We start from the raw sequence: 20,312 nt of genomic DNA on the forward strand, positions 1-20,312 counted from the left end.
ACTCAGATGCCCAGCTGGCGGCTGAGGTCGATCATCCGCTGCACGGAAAGACGCGCCTTGTCGGCCACGGTCGGGTCGACCTCGACCTGGCCTGTCATGGTGTCCAGCGTATAGAGCACTTTCTCCAGCGTGATCTTTTTCATAAAGGGGCACATGTTGCAGGGGCCGACGAAATCGACCTGCGGCAGTTCATCCGCGATGTTCGAAGCCATTGAGCATTCGGTGATCAGCAGCGCCTTTTCCGGTTTTTCGTCGGTCACATATTTGATGATGCCGCTGGTCGAGCCCGAGAAATCGGCCTCGGCCACCACATCGGGAGGGCACTCGGGATGGGCGATCAGACGGGTACCGGGGTTCCATTCGCGGAAATCGCGCAGATCCTTGGCCGAATACTGCTCATGCACGATGCAGGAGCCTTCCCACCAGACGATGTTTTTCTGCGGCACGTCCCTAGCCACGTTCTGCGCCAGATACTGGTCGGGCGTCATGATCACCGTGTCGCTGTCCTGTGCGGCAACGATCTGGGCGGCGTTCGACGAGGTGCAGCAGATGTCGGAGGCCGCTTTGACCTCGGCGGTGGTATTCACATAGGTAACGACCGGAGCGCCGGGATAGCGGCGGCGCATCTCGGCCACCCCTTCGGCGGTGATGGATTCGGCAAGAGAACAGCCCGCCTCCATATCCGGCATCAGCACGGTCTTGCCGGGGCTGAGGATTTTTGATGTCTCGGCCATAAAATGCACGCCGCATTGCACGATCACATCTGCCTCGACCTCGGTGGCCTTGATCGCCAGCTGCAAGCTGTCGCCGCCAAAATCCGAGATACCGTGAAAGATCTCGGGCGTCATGTAGTTATGGCCCAAAATCACGGCGTTACGCTCTTTTTTCAGTGCGTTGATCGCCTTGACATAGGGCGCGTAAATCGCCCAGTCGGCGGGCGTCACCACCCGGCTCATCCGGTCGTAGATATGGCTCAGTTCGGTCGCGATCTCGGGCGAGGGCGCAAGATCGTATTTGTCGGAAAGCGAGGCGCGAAGCGTTGGCAGATCGAACAAGGGTATAGCCCCCGGTTGGTTGAGTCCGGGCCGCATATAGGCAGTTTCGGACGGTTTGACTACAGGTCAACGGGCCGTGCCAGCGCTAACGCGACGGTTTTTTGACGGTTTCTACCGGAATCATCGGTGGCATAGCGCCTTTCGGAAACAGGATTGCACTTACCCGAGTAAAAAACTCAACTTGACTATTCCGAGTAAATTAATCAGTTATGTCCCGTCTTTCTGAGTCGCGTCCGGAGGTGGGGCCGTGAGCAAAGCTGAACAAGGGATATTCCAAATGAAATCTGCGCTTCTTTCGACGGCAATTTCGGCGATTGCGCTGACAGCGCCGGTGGTGGCCTCAGCCGACGTCAACAAGGCCGACGTGCTGGCCAATTATTCGAACATCGCGGCAGCGAAATTCGGCGACAGCCTTGCGACTGCGAAATTGTTGCAGGTGGCAGTGGAGGCGCTGATTGCCAACCCGTCGGCTGAGGCGCTGCAGGCAGCCAAGGCGGCTTGGCTGGTGTCACGGGTACCCTACCAGCAGACCGAGGTTTATCGTTTCGGCAATGCGATCGTGGACGACTGGGAAGGCAAGGTGAATGCCTGGCCGCTGGATGAAGGTCTGATCGACTATGTGGATGCCTCTTATGGCGGACCCACCGATGACAATGAATTTGCGGCTCTGAACGTGATCGCAAACCCAAACTTCTTCCTGTCAGGCAATGAGATCGACGCCAGCGACATCACGCCTGAGCTGCTCTCCGAGACCCTGCATGAAGCCGACGGGATCGAGGCCAATGTGGCCACCGGTTACCATGCCATTGAATTCCTTCTCTGGGGTCAGGACCTGAACGGCCACGGCACCGGCGCGGGCAACCGGCCCTGGACCGATTATGCACAAGGCGATGATTGCACCAATGGCAATTGCGACCGCCGCGCGGCCTACCTGAGCGCGGCGACCGACCTGCTGGTGAGCGATCTGGAATGGATGGTGGCACAATGGGGCGAAGATGGTGCAGCGCGCAGCACGCTGACCGAGAACGAGGATGCGGGCGTTGTGGCGATCCTGACCGGCATGGGCTCGCTGTCTTATGGCGAGCAGGCGGGCGAAAGGATGCGTCTTGGCTTGATGCTGAACGATCCTGAAGAAGAGCATTCCTGCTTTTCCGACAACACCCATAACGACCACTACTATGACGGTTTGGGTGTGCAGAACGTCTATTTGGGTCAATATGTCAGCGCTGATGGTTCGCTGGTGGCAGGTCCCAGCCTGTCCGATCTGGTGATCGCTTCGGACCCGGCGCTCGACGCCGAGATGAAGCTGAAACTGGCCAACACGATGCTGGCGCTTAGCCGCATCAAGACTGCCGCCGAGGCCGGCTTTGCCTATGACCAGATGCTGGAACGCGGCAATGAAAGCGGCGAGGCGCTGGTGATGAGCGGTGTGGCCGGGCTGGTAGACCAGACCAAGAGCATCGAGCGCGTGGTGACCGCGCTTGGCCTCGATCAGTTGGAGTTCGAAGGCTCCGACAGCCTCGACAACCCGGATGCGGTTTTCCAGTAACCAGTAACAGCCGGGCGCAGCCTGCGCTCGGCACGATTGATCAGGATGCGACCATGATTGTCTGTCATTGCCAGAACATCTCGGACACCGAGATTGACGCCGCCATCGACTGGATGCGGGCCTCGGACCCGCAGGCCCTGATCACGCCCGGAAAGGTCTATCGGGCCCTTGGCAAGGTCGCAGATTGCGGCGGCTGCATGCCACTTTTTTTGGACTCCATGAGAAAAAACGATAGCTTAGAAATACCCATGCAACTCCGGTCCCTCAGGGGTGGAGCAACAAAGGAACCCAGCACATGCAAGGCGACAGCAAAGTCATTGAATATCTCAACGACTCTCTCCGTCATGAATTGACGGCGGTCAGTCAGTATTGGTTACACTACCGGTTGCAGGACGATTGGGGTCTTGGTCACATGGCCAAGAAAAGCCGCGAGGAATCTATCGAAGAGATGGAGCACGCGGACAAGCTGATCGAACGGATTATCTTTCTGGAAGGCCACCCGAACTTGCAGAAACTGAATTCGCTGCGGATTGGACAGGATCCCCGCGAAACCATGGAATGCGATTTGGCAGCCGAGCAGGAGGCGCAGGCGCTTTATGCCGAGGCCCGCAAATATTGCCAGTCGGTGGGCGATTTCGTCTCGATGGCGCTGTTCGAGGGGTTGCTGGCCGATGAAGAGAGCCATATCGACTTCCTCGAAACCCAGCTGGAACTTCATGACCGGATCGGTGCGGAAAACTATGCGCAGCTCAACGCGTCGAAAATGGATGAGGCTGAATAGCCTTGTCCTGCTGGCCGGGCTGATCAGCCCGGCCGCTTTTGCCACAGAGACGGAAACCGCGCCGCTGCGCGATCGGCATTTGAACACTCTGCCCCGGACCGAGGAAGAGACCGCGCGGATCGCCGTCATCACCGCCCCGGCCACGGATTTTTCGCAACCCCAACAATTCGAACACCTGTCCGCTGGTGCCGCCACGGTGCGCGTGCGCAGCGATGCCGATGCGTTTTCGCAACCTTCGGCCAATCTGAGCTTTGAGCAGGAGCTGGATTTCCGGGTCGGCAACGGGTTGTTCAAGAAGATCTGGGTGTCTTCGCCATCATCGACGCTTGCTTCGGACGGGCTGGGGCCGCTTTATAATGCGCGCGCCTGCCAGCGCTGTCATATCAAGGACGGGCGCGGCCATCCGCCGCCATCGGCACAGGACAGCCCGGTGTCGTTCCTGTTGCGGGTCTCGGTGCCCGGCGGTGCGGCGGTGGAGGCGATCGAGGGCTATCTGGCGCCGAAGCCCGACCCGGTCTATGGCGAGCAGTTGCAGGATTTCGCCCTGCCGGGCCACCCGCCGGAATACGCACTGCGGATCACCAATGAAGAGATCGGCCTGCCGATGTCGGATGGCGAATATGCGCGGCTGCGCAAACCGACCTATCACGTCGACGACTTGGGCTATGGTCCGTTGCACCCGCAGGCGATGTTCAGCCCGCGCGTTGCGCAGCAGATGATCGGGTTGGGACTGCTTGAGGCGGTGCCGACAGCCGACATTCTGGCGGGTGCCGATCCCGAGGATTTGGATGGTGACGGCATATCTGGCCGCGCCAATATCGTCTGGTCGCTTGAAAATGACCGCCCGATGTTGGGTCGGTTCGGGCACAAGGCTGTGCAGCCCACGATCAGCCAGCAATCGGCGGCGGCATTTTCCGGTGATATCGGAATCTCGTCACCGCTGTTTCCCGCGCCTGCCGGCGATTGCACCGAGGCGCAGGTCGACTGCCTTGCAGCCCCTCATGGCAATGACCCGGTGCGCGGCGATGAGGTGGACCAACTGGGGCTGGACCTGACCAGTTTCTACAGCCGCAATCTGGGCGTACCCGCGCGACGCGACGTGGATGACCCAATGGTCCTGCGCGGCAAGCAGGTGTTCAACGAGACCGGCTGCACCGCGTGTCACACGCCCGCCTTTGTCACGCACCGGCTCGAGGATCGGCCCGAGCACAGTTTCCAGCTGATCTGGCCCTATAGCGACATGCTGCTGCATGACATGGGCGAGGGGTTGGCCGACAACCGCCCCGAGGGCCGCGCGACGGGGCGCGAGTGGCGCACACCGCCGCTCTGGGGTATCGGGCTGACCGAGCAGGTCTCGGGCCACACCCGTTTCCTGCATGACGGGCGGGCGCGCTCGCTGCTCGAGGCGGTGCTGTGGCATGGCGGCGAGGCGCAGGCCCAGCTGGATGCGGTGATCGAGATGCCCAAACGTGACCGTGACGCCCTGATCCGATTTCTAGAGAGCTTGTAGATGATGCGTGTGTTTGCCCTGTGCCTGGCGCTTTTGCCCTGTGCCGCCCTTGCCCAGTTACCGGTGGTGCAACAGGTGGTCGATCGCCATATCCTGCCGGGATTTCAGACGCTGGCGCAGCGCACCGAGGCACTGAAAGCGGCAAGTGGCGAGGGCTGCACGGGTCTGGAGACACCCTATCACGACGCTTTTGACGCCTGGATCGGCGTCTCGCATCTGCGTTTTGGCCCGACCGAGGCGCAGGATCGCGCCTTTGCCATGGCCTTCTGGCCCGACGCCAAGGGGTTTACGCCCAAATCGCTGTCAGCGCTGATCGAGGATCAGGATCCGGCGGTGAACAACCCGGTCGACTTTGCCGAGGTCTCGGTCGCCGCGCGGGGCCTCTTTGCGCTGGAGTACCTGCTCTATGACGCTCAGTTCTCGACGGCGGGCGAAGACGGCTATCGCTGCGACCTGATCCGGGCGATTGCCCAGGACATGGACAGGATCGCCGTTGACATCCTGTCCGACTGGACCCCGCATTACGCCGCCCTGCTGACCGCGCCAGGCCCTGACAGCCGCTATAGAAGCGACGAAGAAGCGGCGCAGGAGTTGTTCAAGGCGCTGTCCACGGGTCTGCAATTCACCAGCGATACGCGGTTGGGTCGCCCGATGGGCACATTCGACAAACCGCGCCCGAAACGGGCCGAGGCGCGCCGGTCAGAGCGGTCCTTGCGCAATGTGATCCTGTCGCTGGCCGCGCTGCGCGATCTGGCGGCACTGCTCTCCGAAGGGCATCCGGGGACTGCGGCGGAACTTGACGCCGCATTCGACCGCAGTATCGCCCTGGCCGAACGGCTGGAGGACCCGGATTTTGCGAGTGTGTCCACGCCGCAGGGTCGATTCCGGGTTGAGGCACTTAAGAACAGCATCGACGAAATCCGCGCGATCACCGCAACCCAGCTTGGCCCGCAACTTGGTGTCGCGGCGGGGTTCAATTCGCTGGACGGGGATTGAGGTGACCACGCGGCGCGGGTTTCTCGCCGGCCTCGCGGCAACGGGTGCGTTGCCCGCCAACGGTTGGGCCGAGGCGGGCGCACCGGACTATCTGGCCGCCGCCTTGTTCCCCGACGGGTCTTTCCGGCTAGCCGGGCTGCGCGCTTCGGGCGCATTAGTATTCGACCTGCCACTGCCCGGTCGCGGCCACGCGGCGGCGGCACATCCGGTGCGACCCGAGGCGGTGGCGTTCGCCCGTAGACCGGGCCGGTTTGCGCTGGTCATCGACTGCCGAACAGGGCAACGCATTGCCACGCTGGAAGCACTCGAGGGGCGGCATTTCTACGGTCATGGCACCTTCTCGCGCGATGGCCGCACGCTGTTCACCACCGAGAACGACTATGGCGCGGGGCGGGGAGTGATCGGGCTGTGGGATGCGGGCCGGTCCTACGCAAGGATCGGTGAGATGCCGTCGGGCGGGATCGGGCCGCATGACATGGTGCTGATGCCGGATGGCGAAACGCTAGCCGTGGCCAATGGCGGGATCGAGACCCATCCCGAGACCGGGCGCACCAAGCTGAACCTGCCCTTCATGGAACCGAACCTGACCTATATGGCGCTGGATGGCCGTATCGAGGATCAGGTCACCCCGCCGCCGGGCCTGCACCGGAACTCGATCCGCCATTTGGCGCTGCGCGGCGACGGTCTGCTGGGCTTTGCGATGCAATGGCAAGGTGATGTTACCACCCATCCGCCGCTATTGGGTCTGCACCGGCGCGGCATGACTCCGGTGTTTCTGGCCGCGCCGGAACCGCAGCAGGCGCGGTTGCAGGGCTATGCGGGTAGCATCGCCTTTTCGGGCGACGGGTCTCATGTCGGGATCACCGCGCCGCGCGGCAGTGTGCTGCATCTCTTTGACGTGGACAGTCACGCCTTTGCCGGGGCGCATGAGATCGAGGATGTCTGCGGGCTGGGCGCGGGCGCTTCCGGCTTCTTCTTTACGGCGGGGACCGGCCTGACCGGTTGGCTCGGGCGCGGGCGACCTGCCAGAGTGGCGCAGGCAGGGTGCCAATGGGACAACCACCTGGTACCGGTGGCCTGAGCAGCGCACCTCTGCGGGCTGGCCAGATGCGGTTGCCGAACTGAAGGCTGTGAACGGAGCCGCCTCATCGCGGTAAACTGCCGAGAGGCATTCTATTGGCACTGATTTCTGTTCTTCGGGACACGGAGGAAGATCCCGGTTGCTGACATAGTATCGATCAGGAGATCAACGCGAAGCTCCATCGCATGATCGAGAATATCGGCGCCCACCGAGACACCTGATCTGTGTGCGTTGAGGCGGGCAGGCATTCGACCAGTTGCTGGCTGAATGAGTGAAGGCTCAGGTTCGGGCCTCGGAAACTTGCCAAGGCCACATTCCGACCCCTAGGGTATGGGTACCCCCATTTTATTGAAGACAATCGTAAGAGGTATTGCCATGGCATCGGAGCATTGGACGGTCGGATCATATCTGGCGCGGCGCTTGCAGGAGGCCGGGATCTGCGATTATTTCACGGTGCCTGGGGATTACAATCTGGTGCTGCTGGACGAGTTGCTGGGCAATCCGAACTTGCGGATGATCAGCTGCTGCAACGAGTTGAACGCAGGTTATGCGGCGGATGGCTATGCCCGCGCGACTGGCGGCCCGTCGGCGGCTGTGGTGACCTATTCGGTGGGTGGGCTGAGCTTGCTCAATGCGGTGGCAGGGGCCTATGCCGAGGATTTGCCGGTGATCGCAATCTCAGGCGGTCCCAACACCAATTCCGAGGCCGAGTGGGAGTACCTGCATCACACGCTGGGCGAGGTCGATTACGGCTATCAGCGCGAGATTTTCGAGCGGGTCACCGCCGAGGCAGTGATCATCCACCACCCCTCGCTGGCACCAGCGGCGATCGACCGGGCCATCGACACTGCCATGTTGCACCGCAAGCCGGTCTATATCGAGATCGCCTCGAATATCGCAAATGCGCCCACCTCCGAACCAATTGCCCGCAGCTTTGCCCGGCAGGTCAACAGCGACCCGAACTCGCTGGCTGCCGCTGTCGATCATGCGGCAAAGGTTCTGAACGCCGCCACGCGCCCGGTGCTGATTGCCGGCAGCAAGACCCGGGCGGCGCAGGCGGAAGCGGCGCTGCGCGGGCTGGCCGGGGCCTGCGACTATGCGCAGGCGGCGATGCCCAATGCCAAGAGCTTTCTGTCCGAGGCGCATGCGAATTACATGGGTATCTACTGGGGGCCGGTCAGCACGCCGGGCTGTGGCGAGATCGTCGATGCCGCCGATGCACTGCTGTTTTCCGGGCCAGTCTTTACAGATTACACCACCACCGGCCATCAGCTTGGTTTCGACAAGTCCAAGGCGGTGATCGCGCACCCCACCTCAGTGCAGCTCGACGAGACCAATTACAGCAATGTCCGCATGGACGAGTTTTTGGAAGCACTGAGCGGGCGGCTGACTCCGAATGACGGGGCTGTCAGGGCCTTTGAACGGGTCAAGTCCCCGCGGCATGTGCCGGCACCAGGTGCCGCAGAGACGCTGTTGACCGTGCGCCAGCTTTTTGCGCGGATTCAGGCCATGCTGGATAGCGACAGCACCTTGCTGGTCGAGACCGGCGATTCCTGGTTCAACGGCATAGATGTCGAGCTGCCCGACGGGGCGCGGTTCGAGATTCAGATGCAATATGGTTCGATCGGCTGGTCGGTCGGCGCGACGCTGGGCTATGCGCTTGGCAAGAGCGGTGGTCGGTTGATTTCTTGCATCGGCGATGGGTCGTTCCAGCTGACCGCGCAAGAGATTTCGACCATGATCCGCTATGATGCGAAGCCGATCATCTTCCTGATAAACAATGGCGGTTACACGATCGAGGTTGAAATTCATGACGGTCCCTACAACACCATCAAGAACTGGGACTATGCTGGCCTGGTCAAGGTGTTTGGCGCGGGCGAGGGCAAGGCCTGGGGCACCCGGGCAACCACCGAAGGCGAGCTGGACGCAGCAATCGCCGAGGCGCAGGGCCGGGATGGCTTGTGTTTCATTGAAGTGGCGATCGACCGCGATGACTGCAACGTCAACCTGCTGCGCTGGGGCAATCAGGTGGCCCGCAACAATGGCCGCCCGAACCGCTGCCGGTAGCCGCATGGGTAGCGGCGGATTGCGCCTTGTTTTGGCCTTGGCTGGCCTACTTGCCGGTCTGCCACCCGCCGTCGCGTCACCCTATCCCGAGAATCCGATGGTGTTCGAGCTTGACGTGCCTCTCACCTCGCCCTGGAAAGGCGGGCTTTTTGCGCATGACCTGACCGGGGATGGGCGTATGGATTTCGTCATCACCGCGCCGGGTCATGTTGCAGTTTACACCGCAGAAGGCGCGCCGCTCTGGCATGTGCGGGACGAGATCAACCTGGGGCAGGACAAGCGCGGATTTCCGTTTCCGGGGCCACACGCTTCGGGGGCGATTGCCGGTGACATGGACGGGGACGGTGCCGAGGAGCTTGCCTATCTGCTGCCCGATGGCACGCTGGTCATCCGCGAGGGCAGAACTGGTCAGATCAAGCGAAACTACGCGTTTCCGGGTGCGCTGGGATTGGCGATTGCCGATTTTCGAGGCACCGGAGACCGAGACGCGGTGCTGCAATACTCACAGCGCGAATTGCGTGCCATCAACTTGGAAACCGGACAATCCCTCTGGCATGTGACGGATTGGCGGGGCTTGGAACACGGGATCGCCCGTGTGCTTGACCTTGACGGGGATGGCCGGGATGAGGTGCTGGGGCCGATCCTGCTGGACCCCACGGGGCAGGCTTTGCGCTCGGCCGCGCGCGAGGGCACCAAGATGCACAGTTTCGACAGCCTTGCAGTGGGTGACATTTTGCCCGACCCCGGGTTGGAGGTCGCGCTGGCCGAGCAGCATGGCAATGACGAGACGATCGTGATGGGTATCACGGGCCCGGGTTGGTGGCGGCATCACGAACCGGGTGGAATCTGGGCGATTGGTGAATGCCGTTCCCGCGAGGATCCCGACAAGCTGGCGGTGGGCGAGTTCGATCCGGATCGTCCGGGGCAGGAGGTCTTTGCCCGCTCGTCCTGTGGTAACCATCCCTGGGTGATGGCCGGAGATGGCACCGTGATTGCGGCATGGTCGGTGCGTGACACCGCCCCACCTGGCTGGTGCCATGTTGGCGACTGCCGCGCTGACCCGGAGGCGAGTTTGTTCCAGCGGTTTGCCGACCGCATCCGGGTGGACCTGCGCGGTGGGCGCAGCCCGCGCCGTGGCGAATACGGGATCGACATCGTGCGTGCTGTGTATTGGGACGGAACCGGGCAGCAGCAACTGTTTGTTACCGAGCGCCATATCGACGGCCAGATCGCACTGGTTAACGCGTTGACAGGCGAGTTCCTGAGGATCTGGCCAACCAAGGCGGTACGGACTTATGCAGCCGATGTTACCGGGGATGCCCGCGAAGAGCTTATCGTGCTGGAAGCCCGGCCAGACGGCTCAGCGCTGAAGATATTCTGGAACGAAGAACCGACCGACGACATTACACATGACAGGCTGTGGGAGGACCGCGCGTATCGTCGTATGCGGCAGAACTGGAACTATTATTCGCCCTGATCCTAAGATCGGCATGTCTTTGACAGACTATTACCTGCGCAACCGCTTGCGGCCGAAGAACAGGTATTTGTCAGAAGACGGGTGCTGACCTCCGGGATGAGTACGTTTCCGGAAATTCCCGAAACCTGTCAGGTCAGTGAGATCAACATCGCGCAAATCGAGTCTGGGTCATAGCGGTCCGGACGTTCGGTGCGGGTCAGGGCGAGGGGCAGGCAGGGGATGCCGAACCGGGCCTCAATCGCCTGCCTCTGATCCAGCGTTGTGGCCCCGGCATCACAAAGCACCGCATTGAGCAGCGCCTCTGCCGGGCAATCCTCCCCTGCGTCGGCGCGCAGGTACGCCAGCAGGGTCGCAACCTGATCGGGCAGGGTCAGCCCAAGGCATTCGGGGTCGTGGCCGAGACTGGGCAGATAGATCTTGGGTACGTTTCGCGCAGCAATGGCGCGACCCGCTCCGGCGGGAAGCAGGTTGGCCAGCACACTTGTATAAAGGCTGCCGGGCGGATAGCAGATCAGGTCGACACGTTCGATCAGGCGCCGGTTGCGTTTGGGCAGCGGAACCGAGGCGACAGGCAGGCGCGCGCCGTCACGGGTCAGGAACAGCTGGTGGATGGGCGCAGTGATCGGTGTAACCTCTTTGCCGGTCAGGTCTCGCTGGCCCCGCACAGTCTGACCATCCTCAAGCTCTGCACCCAGACCCAGATTGTCGTCGACGATGGCCCGCACTGTGCCGCGAACGTCGACCATCTTGGACATCAGAAACAGCACCGGCTCCAGTGCGCGGTCTTGGGTCAGGTAGCCGCCTGCAAGGATCAGATTGCCGGTGCTTGCCCCGGCCAGGTCGAACCCGTGCGGTCGGCGCTCGGCAAAGGCGCGCAGTTGCGACAGGATCAGCCGGCGCATGGGCTGGGTGATGGCGCGCATCAGGTGGTGCTCGCCCGACAGGAGCGTCGCGAATTCGTTCTCCAGGGCGTCTGCACTGGCGTTCTCGGGAAAGCGATAGCTGAACAGCCTAAGAATGTTGGGCTGGCCCAGCTCAGTCTCGTCGGCCAATGCCATCAGGCGGCTGCGCAGGTCGCCCACGGCGGGCATGTCGAAGGCCTGCCGCAGCACCTGTGAACTGCCGCCACTGTCGAAGGGCGTGATCAGGTGCATGGAGTTATGGGTATAGAGTTTGAGCTGCCGCGCGATGTCGTTGAGCGCACTGCCTCCGCTGAGAAACAGCAGGCGCGGCCCCAGGTTGGGCAGGCTTCTGGCTCGCGCCACCCGCAGCGGATCCGGGATATCGGCGCTACGTGAGATCAGCAGGTTTGACACTGATTGGGCACTCCAACATGTTCAAATTCGGATATATCAGCGGGGGGCGCAGGCGACCAGCTTGGTCCCGTTCAGCGCAGCCAGCGCCCGACAAGGGGTGCGCCGATGATCACCGTGATCAGCCGGGTCAGGTGGTGGGTGACCACATAGGCCACATCTGCGCCCGCGATCAGCGCGATGACCGTCATCTCTCCTTGCCCGCCCGGCGCGAAGGCGAGGATCGCATCGACCGGGTCCGAGAGGCCCAGCAGAATCACGATCTCCATGAACACAACTGAAAGCGCGGCGAGGATCAGGGTAAAGCCCAGACCGGCAACCACGATGCTGCGCAGTTCGGCCACCGTCAGGCCGACATAGCGCACGCCTACGGCGAGACCGATGAAGAACTGCGCCGCCAGGATCGCCTCGGCGGGCGGGCGCTGATCGATCAGGCCGGTGAGGCTGGCAATGGTGGCCAGAATCATCGGGCCGAGGATTGACGCCCCGAACATGCCCACTGCAGCTGCCGCGCGCCACCCGGCGGCAGCGATAACGACCATCACGATCAGTTGCTGACAGGGTACATCGGCCAGCGGTTTGCCGGGTGGGTTGGACAGGTCGAGGTCGAACATCTCGGTCAGAAAAAGCGGCAGCAGGCTGACGATGACCAGAACGCGGGTGGCGTGAACAAGGCTGAGCACGCGGGCGGAGCCGCCCGCCGCTTCGCCGAAGACCAGCATGTCCTGCAATCCGCCGGGCATGGCGGCGTAATAGCTGGTGGCCGGGTCAAACCTCCAGAGTTTGCGGAAATAGGGATACCCGATCAGCCCGATCAGCAGGACAAAAGGCGGGATCAGCGCGATCGAGGCCGCCATGTCTGGTAACCGTGCCACCACCGCAGGTGTGATCGAGGCGCCGACGGCCACTCCAAGGATCGTCCGCATCCCGGCGCAGAGGCGCTCGGGCGCACGCAGGTCAAGGCCCAGCAGCGCTGCGGCGAGACAGGCGAACATCGGCCCCAGCAGCCAGGGCAGGGGCAGGCCGACCGTCAGAAAGACGAGCACACCAGTAAGGGAGATGGCAAGTGTGCGCAGGATGGAGAGGGTCATGGCAGGCGGGCCTTTGGGTCTCGAAAATGCATACTGTCGTATACATTAAAGAGCAAGGTGATTTCCACCTGTCAGAATTCTACCTGCGCCTGCGCCCAGGCGGCCAGGATGGCCTCGGCGACGGGGTCGGCATCCCCGGCGGCGCTGGCGTCGCAGATCACAGACAGACGCATGACCCATTGACCTCGCCATCTGGCGCCGCCTGCAAACAGGGCACCCTGATCGCGCAGTGTCTGGATGACCTGCTCGGTAGCCATATCGCAGCCCGCACCTGCGCCAAAGCGCAGGATAATCTGGTTGAGATGCACGTTGTTCAGGACTCTGATGCCGGGTTGGTCCGTCAGCCGGTCGGCGATTTGGCGGGCGATCCCGCAATGGCGCCCCACCATGTTGGCTACGCCCTGACGGCCCAGGCTGCGCAGCATCGCATAGGTCGGTACACCACGCGCCCGGCGCGATAGTTCGGGCACAAGAAATGAGGGGATTCTGTCCTGCTCGTAACGGTCGGGCAGATAGCTGGCGTCGATGCCCATCGCGGCCTCCAGCGCGGAGCGGTCGCGAACGATGGCATAGCCGCTGTCAAACGGGGTTTGCAGCCATTTATGCCCATCCAACGCCCAGGACTGGGCGCGCTCGATGCCGTGGGTCAGCGCTCGATAGTCCGGATGCGCCCGTGCCCAGAGGCCAAAGGCACCGTCCACATGCAGCCACGCGCCATGTTCAGCCGCGATATCGGCAATTGGTTCAAACGGATCGAACGCCCCGGTGTTGATCTGACCAGCCTGCGCGATAACCATTGCCGGGCCGGGGAGCTGCGCGATCTGCCTTGCCAGATCGCTTGGGTCCATCCGACCTTGGGCGTCGGTGGCGATCCGCTGCACCCGGCGGCGGCCAAAGCCCAGATACCCCAGCGCCGAAAAGACCGAGGTATGGGCGTCATCACCCAGAAACACCGCCACGGGCGGCGCGCCGAACAGACCGTCCTGATCGGGGTCCCAGCCATGTTGGCGCAGCACCGTGCCGCGCGCCGCCGCAAGTGCTGTGAAATTGCCTACCGTTGCGCCGGTGACAAAGCCCACTGCGGCTTCGCGCGGCAGGTCGAGAATGTCGAGCAGCCAGCGTTCGGCTACTTGTTCCAGTGCGGAAACCGCTGGGGAGCTAGTGTGAAAGGCGGCGTTCTGGCCCCAGGCGCTGACCAGCCAGTCTGCCGCCACGCCTGCCGGGGCGGACCCACCCAGCACCCAGCCAAAAAAGCGCGGATGCGCCATCGGCGTCAGGCCCTGCGTCGCGGTTTCCGCCAGATCACGGATGACGGCCGCACCCGGCTCCCCGGTTTCGGGGAGGGGCGAGTCAAAAAGGTCCAGCATCTGCGCAAAGTCGCGCGCCGCGATGCAGGGCGCGCCCGCCAGACCCTGTCGATAGGACAGGGCCTGCGCACAGGCCAGCTCCAGTTCTGCGAGAGGCCCGGACATGTCAGGGCATGTGATAACCGGGGGTCGAGGCCGATATTTCGATCTCTTCCTCGGTCATCTCCTCGGCGATATCCTCGAACAGTGGCGTCGACAGGTAGCGCTCGCCGGTATCAGGAAGCATGCACAGGATGGTCGACCCCGGTTCAGCCTTTTCGGCCACTTCCATGGCGATGGCGTAGCTGGCCCCGCCCGACACGCCGGTCAGGATGCCCTCCTGCGCGGCAAGCTTCTTGGCCCATTCCACGCCAGTCATGCCGGGTACCGGGCGCAGGTCCTGATAATAACCGCCATCAATGGCTTCTTGCAGGACCGCGGGGATGAAATCCGGGGTCCAGCCCTGGATCGGGTGCGGCTCAAATGCCGGGTGGCTGGCGGCGGGGGCGTCGTCGGCACCGCGCTCTTGCGCGTGACCGCTGCCGATCAGCTGCGCGTTGGCAGGTTCAGATAGAATGATTTTCGTCTCGGGACGCTTTTCACGCAGCACCCGCCCCACGCCTGCAACCGTGCCGCCGGTACCGTAGCCTGTGACGAAATAATCCAGCCGCTTGCCTTCGAAATCATTCAGAATTTCCTGCGCGGTTGTGGCGGCGTGAATATCGGCATTGGCCTCGGTCTCGAACTGGCGGGCCAGCAGCCAGCCGTGTTTCTCGGCCAGCTCCACTGCCTTGCGATACATGCCAAAACCCTTTTCGGCGCGCGGTGTCAGGATCACCTTGGCCCCCAGCATCCGCATTAATTTACGCCGCTCGACCGAGAAGCTGTCGGCCATGGTCACCACCAGCGGATAACCCTTCTGCGCGCAGACCATGGCCAGCCCGATGCCGGTATTGCCGCTGGTCGCCTCGACCACGGTCTGGCCGGGTTTGAGCGCGCCGCTGCGTTCGGCGGCCTCGATAATATTGATCGCCAGCCGGTCCTTGACCGAGCCTGCCGGGTTGAACGCCTCGAACTTCACGAACATGTCGACATGGTCGGGGGCGATGTTGTTCACCCGAATGGCGGGTGTGTTGCCGATCGTTTCCAGCACGCTGTCATAGGTGTGGCCGTGGCCCTTTGTTGTTCTGACGGTTTCGGTGGTCATAATGCGCCCCTTCTTTGGCATTCAATAAATTCCTAAATGGGTCTGGGTCTGTCTTCCCGAGCCCCGGTTTGTCGCTCCAAGCTATGCGCAGAAATCGGCAATGTCTTGAGGGCTGTCTGGGGAAAGCTTGAGGAAAGTTGGAAAAACGCAGTCGCAGGCCCCGTCATTCAATCCCGTGCCGGCGCAGCGCTTCGGCCATCCGCGCGCGATACGTGTCGTCGCGAAACGGGAACGAGCGGAAGAACTGCGCCTGTGTGATATCCTGTCGCTGTTGCAGCAGCCGCTCGGCCCAGGCGGCGGCTTCGCTGGGTTTGCCAGCCATGTCGTTGATCGCCACCGCGATGGCCTTGATCAGGTAATGCGAGCCGGGCGCGTTGGCCGAGCGTTCGATCCATTTGGCGGCCTCATAATCGCGGTTCTGCTGCGACAGGCTGATCGCACGGGTGCCCAACATGGCGTAGAGCATCGGGTCCAGCGGGCTGAGCGCGCGGGCTTCATCCGAAAGGCGGCGGCCGGTTTCGCTGGAGCCTGACACGGTTTCGGTCCATGCGCGAGCATAGAGACCTTGCGCAAAGCTGGGGCTGAGCGAGGTGGCGCGGCCCAGCCAGCTTTGTGCTCCAGTCAGATCATCGACCAGCCACAGCGACCGGCCCATATTAAAATTTGTGAACGGGTCCATCGGATCCAGCTCGATCCCGCGCTCGGCGGCGCCGCGCGCCGCGTTGACCGCAACGTCCCGGTCGGTGCCGTAATGCATGAAGGCAGTTTTGAAATGGGCGAATGACAGCGCTGCATGGGCGCGGGCAAAGCCGGAGTCCAGCGCGATGGCCTTTTCGAACATCGCTATCGCGCGGGCATTGTCGCTTTGATCAAAGCGATAGAGCGATTGCAGGCCCAGATGATAGGTCGCCCAGACATCGATATTCTCGGGCGACTGCAGTCGAGCCTTGGCGGCCTCGCTGAGCGGGATTTGCATTTCGACCGCAAAGATCACCTGCGCCACGATCGTCTCGCGGATTTGGTGCACCTCTTCCAGCGGCGACTGGAACCGCTCGGCCCAGATCACCTGACCGTCCGAGGTCTCGGCCAGTTCGACGCTGATGCAGACCTGCGGTCCGATCATCTCGACGCTACCAGTCAGGCAATACCGCACACCCAGTTTCTGCCGGATCTCGTCCAGGTTGCCGTGGTTCGACCGGAACCGGAAGGAAGAGCCACGCGCAATCACCGAAATCCAGCGCAGGCGCGAGATGGCGGCGATCAGCTCATGCGGGATCGCCTCGCTGAGCGTGGCGGCGGTCATGTCACCACCCATGATGTCGAAGGGCAGGATCGCCAGCGAGGGACGGCGCGAGGCTTGGGTCCAGTCCTCGTCGGGCTGGTCCAGATCGGTTTGAGTGTTCTGGTGAGTTGTGGCAGGGGCGGGTTCAATCTCGGCGATCCAGCGCAGGCCCTTGCCATGCACGGTCTTGATCGCCGCCTGCAGGGTGCCGGAATCGTCTACCGCGCGGCGGGCAGATTTGATACAGGTCGACAGTGCCGCATCCGACACCGCCCGTCCGTCCCAGAGTACATCGAACAACTCGTCCTTGCCGACCAGCCGCTCGCGATGTTCAATCAGGTGCTGGATCAGCGCCAGCGCCAGCGGTTCGGTCTCGACAAGTGCATCGCCGCGGCGCAATTCCTGCCGCGCAATATCCAGTGAAAACGCCCCAAACCGATAAATCATCGCCGGATCATAGCAGCAATCGCGGTTCTGTCTAAATCATGCGCCGCTCAGTCAAAGACATGGCCGTGCTGATACTGCTCATCCTGCCCCGCCGCAGCGGTCAGGGCGGCGACGTTGTCCTTGGTGAAGAAGCCATCATATTTGTGGCAACGCTCGATATATTCGGTGATCAGCAGCGTGTAGCGCGAATGTTTCGAGAAGATCTGTTTCAGATTCGGGTCGTCTTTGCATTCGCCAACCACATGCGCGAGGAACGGCACCCCTTTGTCTTTCAGCGTGTTGACCACGAAATCGACATTCTTCTCACCGCCCGCATGATCACCATCCTTGATCTCGACCGCCATGTGATGCAAGCGCCGCCCGAAATTGCGAACGAAATCCTCGGTTGGCATCGGCAGCCGGTCAAATGAGTTGACGAAAGAGGGCGTGTTGTTTGCGGTAAAGACCTTGGCGGGCGATTTCTTGTCGTCATCCACGTGGGGGTTGCGGTTGACATTGGTGGACGAGTTCATGTCCGAGATGTTGTAGGCCCCCCAGAAATAGTAGGGTACCATGGTCAGGAATTCGAGGATCGCATCCTCGCGCTCACCGGCCAGAATGCGCGTCGCCATATGGTCGAGCCCCAGCATCAGCGGCGAGATATTGCTGTCGGCACCGAATGCGGCGGCCTGGTCCAGGCGGGCGCGTTCTTCGGTGCTCAACTCGATGACATCGCCGAGCCCCAGCGAATTGGGGTTGTTGAAATCCAGATTGGAATACCCCACCCGATTGGCAGTGAAATCCGACGGTGTAGAGAACAGGAACCCGTTGCCGGTATAGAACGGGTTTTCCGTATCGCCGGCATATTCGAACCGCATATTCTGATTCTCCAGCGTGTCGCGCAGGAACTTCAGGTCGGTCGCGGCATAGATCTCGCCCACATAGCGGGTCTGTGCCAGCTTGCGCGCCAGCGGATACATGCGATTGATGCGGGGGATGAAATCTTCGAACCCGTCGCTGAGCGGTGCCATCAGGATCATGGCCGGGTAGTCGGGATGGGAGTGCAGAACCGCGAACCGGTGCGTGCGGCCCAGATAGCTGGCGGTGTGCCGGTACGGCGTCATCACATAGAGTTCGACGATGGTGTCCAGCATCGCGTCAGGTTCGACCTGTTGCACCACGGCGCGCATATTGCCGACCTGATCGGCAATGCCGGAGGATTGGCGGCGCTCATAGATGCGGGGCAGATATTCGGTGAAAAACTCCGAGTTTTTCTTGTCTCCACGGGGCTGATAGCTTTTCAGGTCGACTGTCATCATGCGTCTCCGGTTGCGAAGTCTGTGTAATGCGGGGTCCAGAATTTGGCCGCGATCGCTGCCTCCAGCTCGTCTTTGGTTGTCTTCGGGGCGACGCCTTCGTCCTGCGCTGTCAGTCCTACGGCCAGCGCGATCTGGCGGCTGACATCACGGATATTCGAGACATCCGGCAACAGGCTGGCGCGGCGGTCGGCCAGCGCGGGCGAGAGCGCGGCCAGCGCCTCGGCGGCGGAAATGAACATGGTCTCGGTTACGCGTGTTGCGCGTGCGGCGAGCACGCCCAACCCCATGCCGGGAAAAATATACGAGTTGTTGCACTGGGCGATATGATGGCTGTCACCTTTGTAACTGACCGGATCGAAGGGGCTGCCGGTGGCGACGATGGCCTTGCCATCGGACCAGTGGATGATCTGTTCCGGCGTTGCTTCGATCCGCGAGGTCGGGTTCGAAAGGGGCAGTATTATGGGATGTTCGCTGTCTGCAGCCATGGTGCGGATGATCTCTTCAGTAAAAAGCCCCGCCTGACCGCTGACACCGACAAGAATGTTCGGTTTGGCATGGGTGATCACGTCGAGCAGCGAGATGTCACCCTCTGCCCAGCCGTTCACCTTGTCAGTAGCCTGCACCAGCGCTTGCTGGAACGGCAGGAGCCCTTCCATCGCGTCGGTGATTAGCCCGTGCCGGTCGACCATATAGACCCGGCCGCGGGCCTCGGCCTCCGCCAGTCCTTGCTTGACCATCAGCTTGATCAATTCCTCGGCAATACCCGCCCCGGCCGATCCCGCGCCCAGAAAGGCGATGCGCGAGTCCTTGAGGGGCACGCCGGTCACATTGGCCGCCGCCAGCAGCGTGCCTGCGGTGACGGCTGCGGTGCCCTGAATGTCGTCGTTGAAGGTACAAAGCTGATCGCGGTACTTGGCCAACAAGGGGGCGGCGTGCTGCTGGGCGAAATCCTCGAACTGCAGCAGCACATGTGGCCACTTCCGTTTCACCGCCTGTACGAAGAGATCGACGAATTCGAAATACGCCTCGCCCGATATCCGCTCATGCCGCCAGCCGATATACATCGGATCGTGTAGCCGCTCCTGATTGTTGGTGCCGGGATCGAGCAGGATCGGCAGGGTTACCGCGGGGTCGACCCCGCCCGCACCGGAATAGAGCGAGAGCTTGCCGATCGGAATGCCCATGCCGCCCGCGCCCTGATCGCCAAGGCCCAGAATGCGCTCGCCATCGGTGACCACGATCGCCTGCACATCCGTGTTGATGGCATTGTCGAGGATCTGTTCGATCTGGTCACGCTCGGGGTAGGGGATGATCAGCCCGCGCGGATGGCGGTAGATTTCGCTGAATTGCTTGCAGGCATCTCCGACGGTGGGCGTGTAGATGATTGGCATCATCTCGGGCAGGTGGCGGATCAGCAAGGCATAGAACAGCACCTCGTTGTCGTCCTGCAAGTTGCGCAGGAATATATGCTGTTCGATCGGCGAGGCCTGGGACCGGAAAGCGGCATAGGCGCGGGTGATCTGTTCGTCCAGCGTCTCGATATGAGGTGGCAGCAGACCGGTGAGGCCAAGCTGGTCGCGTTCCGCCTGCGAAAAGGCGGTTCCCTTGTTCAGCACGGGGTTGGCCAGATAGTGCAGATTGGCGGGGCCGGTCTGTGTCATCATGGGGTCTCCTGACGTGAACATCGCCTTGCGTGTGACAAGCATGCACATCACGGGCGCTTTGGGGAAGCTTGGAATGCGCCCAAAAACCAGCTATTTTACGGGTTTAGCTGTGATGGGGCTGCGCGCCATGGCCCACGCGGAACAGGAA

General features: G+C 62.2%; 16 protein-coding genes. 8 read left to right on the top strand and 8 right to left on the bottom strand.

What is annotated here, in order from left to right; all coding sequences use genetic code 11:
- Positions 1 to 2 precede the first annotated feature (2 nt).
- Positions 3 to 1,055: a quinolinate synthase NadA gene (gene nadA, locus AB1E33_RS04165; protein ID WP_372576005.1), complete on the bottom strand. Its 1,053-nt coding sequence runs from the start codon at positions 1,053 to 1,055 to the stop codon at positions 3 to 5.
- 277 nt (positions 1,056 to 1,332) lie between these two features.
- Between nadA and AB1E33_RS04170 the strand changes: the two genes are divergently transcribed.
- The 8 genes from AB1E33_RS04170 to AB1E33_RS04205 all read left to right on the top strand — a co-directional run bounded on the left by AB1E33_RS04170 (position 1,333) and on the right by AB1E33_RS04205 (position 10,516).
- The gene (locus AB1E33_RS04170; RefSeq protein WP_372576006.1) at positions 1,333 to 2,604 is read left to right on the top strand and encodes an imelysin family protein; all 1,272 of its coding nucleotides are present in this window, start codon (positions 1,333 to 1,335) and stop codon (positions 2,602 to 2,604) included.
- Positions 2,605 to 2,657: 53 nt separating this feature from the next.
- Positions 2,658 to 2,957: a (2Fe-2S)-binding protein gene (locus AB1E33_RS04175; RefSeq protein WP_372576007.1), complete on the top strand. Its 300-nt coding sequence runs from the start codon at positions 2,658 to 2,660 to the stop codon at positions 2,955 to 2,957.
- Positions 2,900 to 3,385: a bacterioferritin gene (gene bfr, locus AB1E33_RS04180; RefSeq protein ID WP_372576008.1), complete on the top strand. Its 486-nt coding sequence runs from the start codon at positions 2,900 to 2,902 to the stop codon at positions 3,383 to 3,385. Before AB1E33_RS04175 ends, bfr begins: the two co-directional genes overlap by 58 nt.
- On the top strand, positions 3,372 to 4,895 hold the full coding sequence (locus tag AB1E33_RS04185) for a di-heme oxidoreductase family protein (protein ID WP_372576009.1): 1,524 nt from the start codon (positions 3,372 to 3,374) through the stop codon (positions 4,893 to 4,895). Before bfr ends, AB1E33_RS04185 begins: the two co-directional genes overlap by 14 nt.
- Positions 4,896 to 5,891 carry an imelysin family protein gene (locus tag AB1E33_RS04190; protein ID WP_372576010.1) on the top strand — a complete coding sequence of 332 codons (996 nt, stop codon included), beginning with the start codon at positions 4,896 to 4,898 and terminating at the stop codon, positions 5,889 to 5,891. It abuts the gene before it with no gap.
- Position 5,892: 1 nt separating this feature from the next.
- A complete protein-coding gene (locus AB1E33_RS04195) occupies positions 5,893 to 6,972 on the top strand; it encodes a DUF1513 domain-containing protein (protein ID WP_372576011.1) in 1,080 nt (359 codons plus the stop codon).
- A 375-nt stretch (positions 6,973 to 7,347) separates the two neighbouring features.
- Positions 7,348 to 9,039, top strand: a complete 1,692-nt coding sequence (locus AB1E33_RS04200; protein WP_372576012.1) for a thiamine pyrophosphate-binding protein — start codon at positions 7,348 to 7,350, stop codon at positions 9,037 to 9,039.
- Complete coding sequence (locus AB1E33_RS04205) at positions 9,014 to 10,516, top strand: rhamnogalacturonan lyase family protein (RefSeq protein ID WP_372576013.1); 1,503 nt, start codon at positions 9,014 to 9,016, stop codon at positions 10,514 to 10,516. Before AB1E33_RS04200 ends, AB1E33_RS04205 begins: the two co-directional genes overlap by 26 nt.
- Before the next feature lie 128 nt (positions 10,517 to 10,644).
- On the opposite strand, the gene AB1E33_RS04210 is transcribed toward AB1E33_RS04205, so the two are convergent.
- From AB1E33_RS04210 to AB1E33_RS04240, 7 genes are all read right to left on the bottom strand, one after another.
- Positions 10,645 to 11,832 carry a GAK system CofD-like protein gene (locus tag AB1E33_RS04210; RefSeq protein ID WP_372576014.1) on the bottom strand — a complete coding sequence of 396 codons (1,188 nt, stop codon included), beginning with the start codon at positions 11,830 to 11,832 and terminating at the stop codon, positions 10,645 to 10,647.
- Between the two features lie 71 nt (positions 11,833 to 11,903).
- Positions 11,904 to 12,920 (bottom strand): AbrB family protein, encoded by a 1,017-nt coding sequence (locus AB1E33_RS04215; protein WP_372576015.1) that lies wholly within the window; start codon positions 12,918 to 12,920, stop codon positions 11,904 to 11,906.
- A gap of 71 nt (positions 12,921 to 12,991) precedes the next feature.
- Entirely contained in the window at positions 12,992 to 14,392 is a 1,401-nt protein-coding gene (locus AB1E33_RS04220; RefSeq protein WP_372576016.1) for a pyridoxal phosphate-dependent decarboxylase family protein, read from the bottom strand.
- 1 nt (position 14,393) lies between these two features.
- Entirely contained in the window at positions 14,394 to 15,473 is a 1,080-nt protein-coding gene (locus AB1E33_RS04225; RefSeq protein ID WP_372576017.1) for a PLP-dependent cysteine synthase family protein, read from the bottom strand.
- Between the two features lie 163 nt (positions 15,474 to 15,636).
- The gene (locus AB1E33_RS04230) at positions 15,637 to 17,202 is read right to left on the bottom strand and encodes a winged helix-turn-helix domain-containing tetratricopeptide repeat protein (protein WP_372576018.1); all 1,566 of its coding nucleotides are present in this window, start codon (positions 17,200 to 17,202) and stop codon (positions 15,637 to 15,639) included.
- Between the two features lie 47 nt (positions 17,203 to 17,249).
- Positions 17,250 to 18,497, bottom strand: coding sequence for a hypothetical protein (locus AB1E33_RS04235; protein ID WP_372576019.1), 1,248 nt, complete (start codon positions 18,495 to 18,497; stop codon positions 17,250 to 17,252).
- Complete coding sequence (locus AB1E33_RS04240; RefSeq protein ID WP_372576020.1) at positions 18,497 to 20,164, bottom strand: NAD-dependent malic enzyme; 1,668 nt, start codon at positions 20,162 to 20,164, stop codon at positions 18,497 to 18,499. Before AB1E33_RS04240 ends, AB1E33_RS04235 begins: the two co-directional genes overlap by 1 nt.
- Between the last annotated feature and the right edge of the window lie 148 nt (positions 20,165 to 20,312).

Source organism: Ruegeria hyattellae (assembly GCF_041537925.1).
In the GTDB taxonomy this organism is placed as follows: Bacteria; Pseudomonadota; Alphaproteobacteria; order Rhodobacterales; family Rhodobacteraceae; genus Ruegeria_C.

Excerpts from the sequence above, each read along its gene's own strand:
- AB1E33_RS04190 (WP_372576010.1), top strand. The coding sequence starts at position 4,896 with ATGATGCGTGTGTTTGCCCTGTGCCTGGCGCTTTTGCCCTGTGCCGCC.
- bfr (WP_372576008.1), top strand. The coding sequence starts at position 2,900 with ATGCAAGGCGACAGCAAAGTCATTGAATATCTCAACGACTCTCTCCGT.
- AB1E33_RS04230 (WP_372576018.1), bottom strand. The coding sequence starts at position 17,202 with ATGATTTATCGGTTTGGGGCGTTTTCACTGGATATTGCGCGGCAGGAA.
- AB1E33_RS04170 (WP_372576006.1), top strand. The coding sequence starts at position 1,333 with ATGAAATCTGCGCTTCTTTCGACGGCAATTTCGGCGATTGCGCTGACA.
- AB1E33_RS04220 (WP_372576016.1), bottom strand. The coding sequence starts at position 14,392 with ATGTCCGGGCCTCTCGCAGAACTGGAGCTGGCCTGTGCGCAGGCCCTG.
- AB1E33_RS04205 (WP_372576013.1), top strand. The coding sequence starts at position 9,014 with ATGGCCGCCCGAACCGCTGCCGGTAGCCGCATGGGTAGCGGCGGATTG.
- AB1E33_RS04185 (WP_372576009.1), top strand. The coding sequence starts at position 3,372 with ATGAGGCTGAATAGCCTTGTCCTGCTGGCCGGGCTGATCAGCCCGGCC.
- AB1E33_RS04200 (WP_372576012.1), top strand. The coding sequence starts at position 7,348 with ATGGCATCGGAGCATTGGACGGTCGGATCATATCTGGCGCGGCGCTTG.
- AB1E33_RS04175 (WP_372576007.1), top strand. The coding sequence starts at position 2,658 with ATGATTGTCTGTCATTGCCAGAACATCTCGGACACCGAGATTGACGCC.
- AB1E33_RS04240 (WP_372576020.1), bottom strand. The coding sequence starts at position 20,164 with ATGATGACACAGACCGGCCCCGCCAATCTGCACTATCTGGCCAACCCC.
- AB1E33_RS04215 (WP_372576015.1), bottom strand. The coding sequence starts at position 12,920 with ATGACCCTCTCCATCCTGCGCACACTTGCCATCTCCCTTACTGGTGTG.
- AB1E33_RS04235 (WP_372576019.1), bottom strand. The coding sequence starts at position 18,497 with ATGACAGTCGACCTGAAAAGCTATCAGCCCCGTGGAGACAAGAAAAAC.
- AB1E33_RS04225 (WP_372576017.1), bottom strand. The coding sequence starts at position 15,473 with ATGACCACCGAAACCGTCAGAACAACAAAGGGCCACGGCCACACCTAT.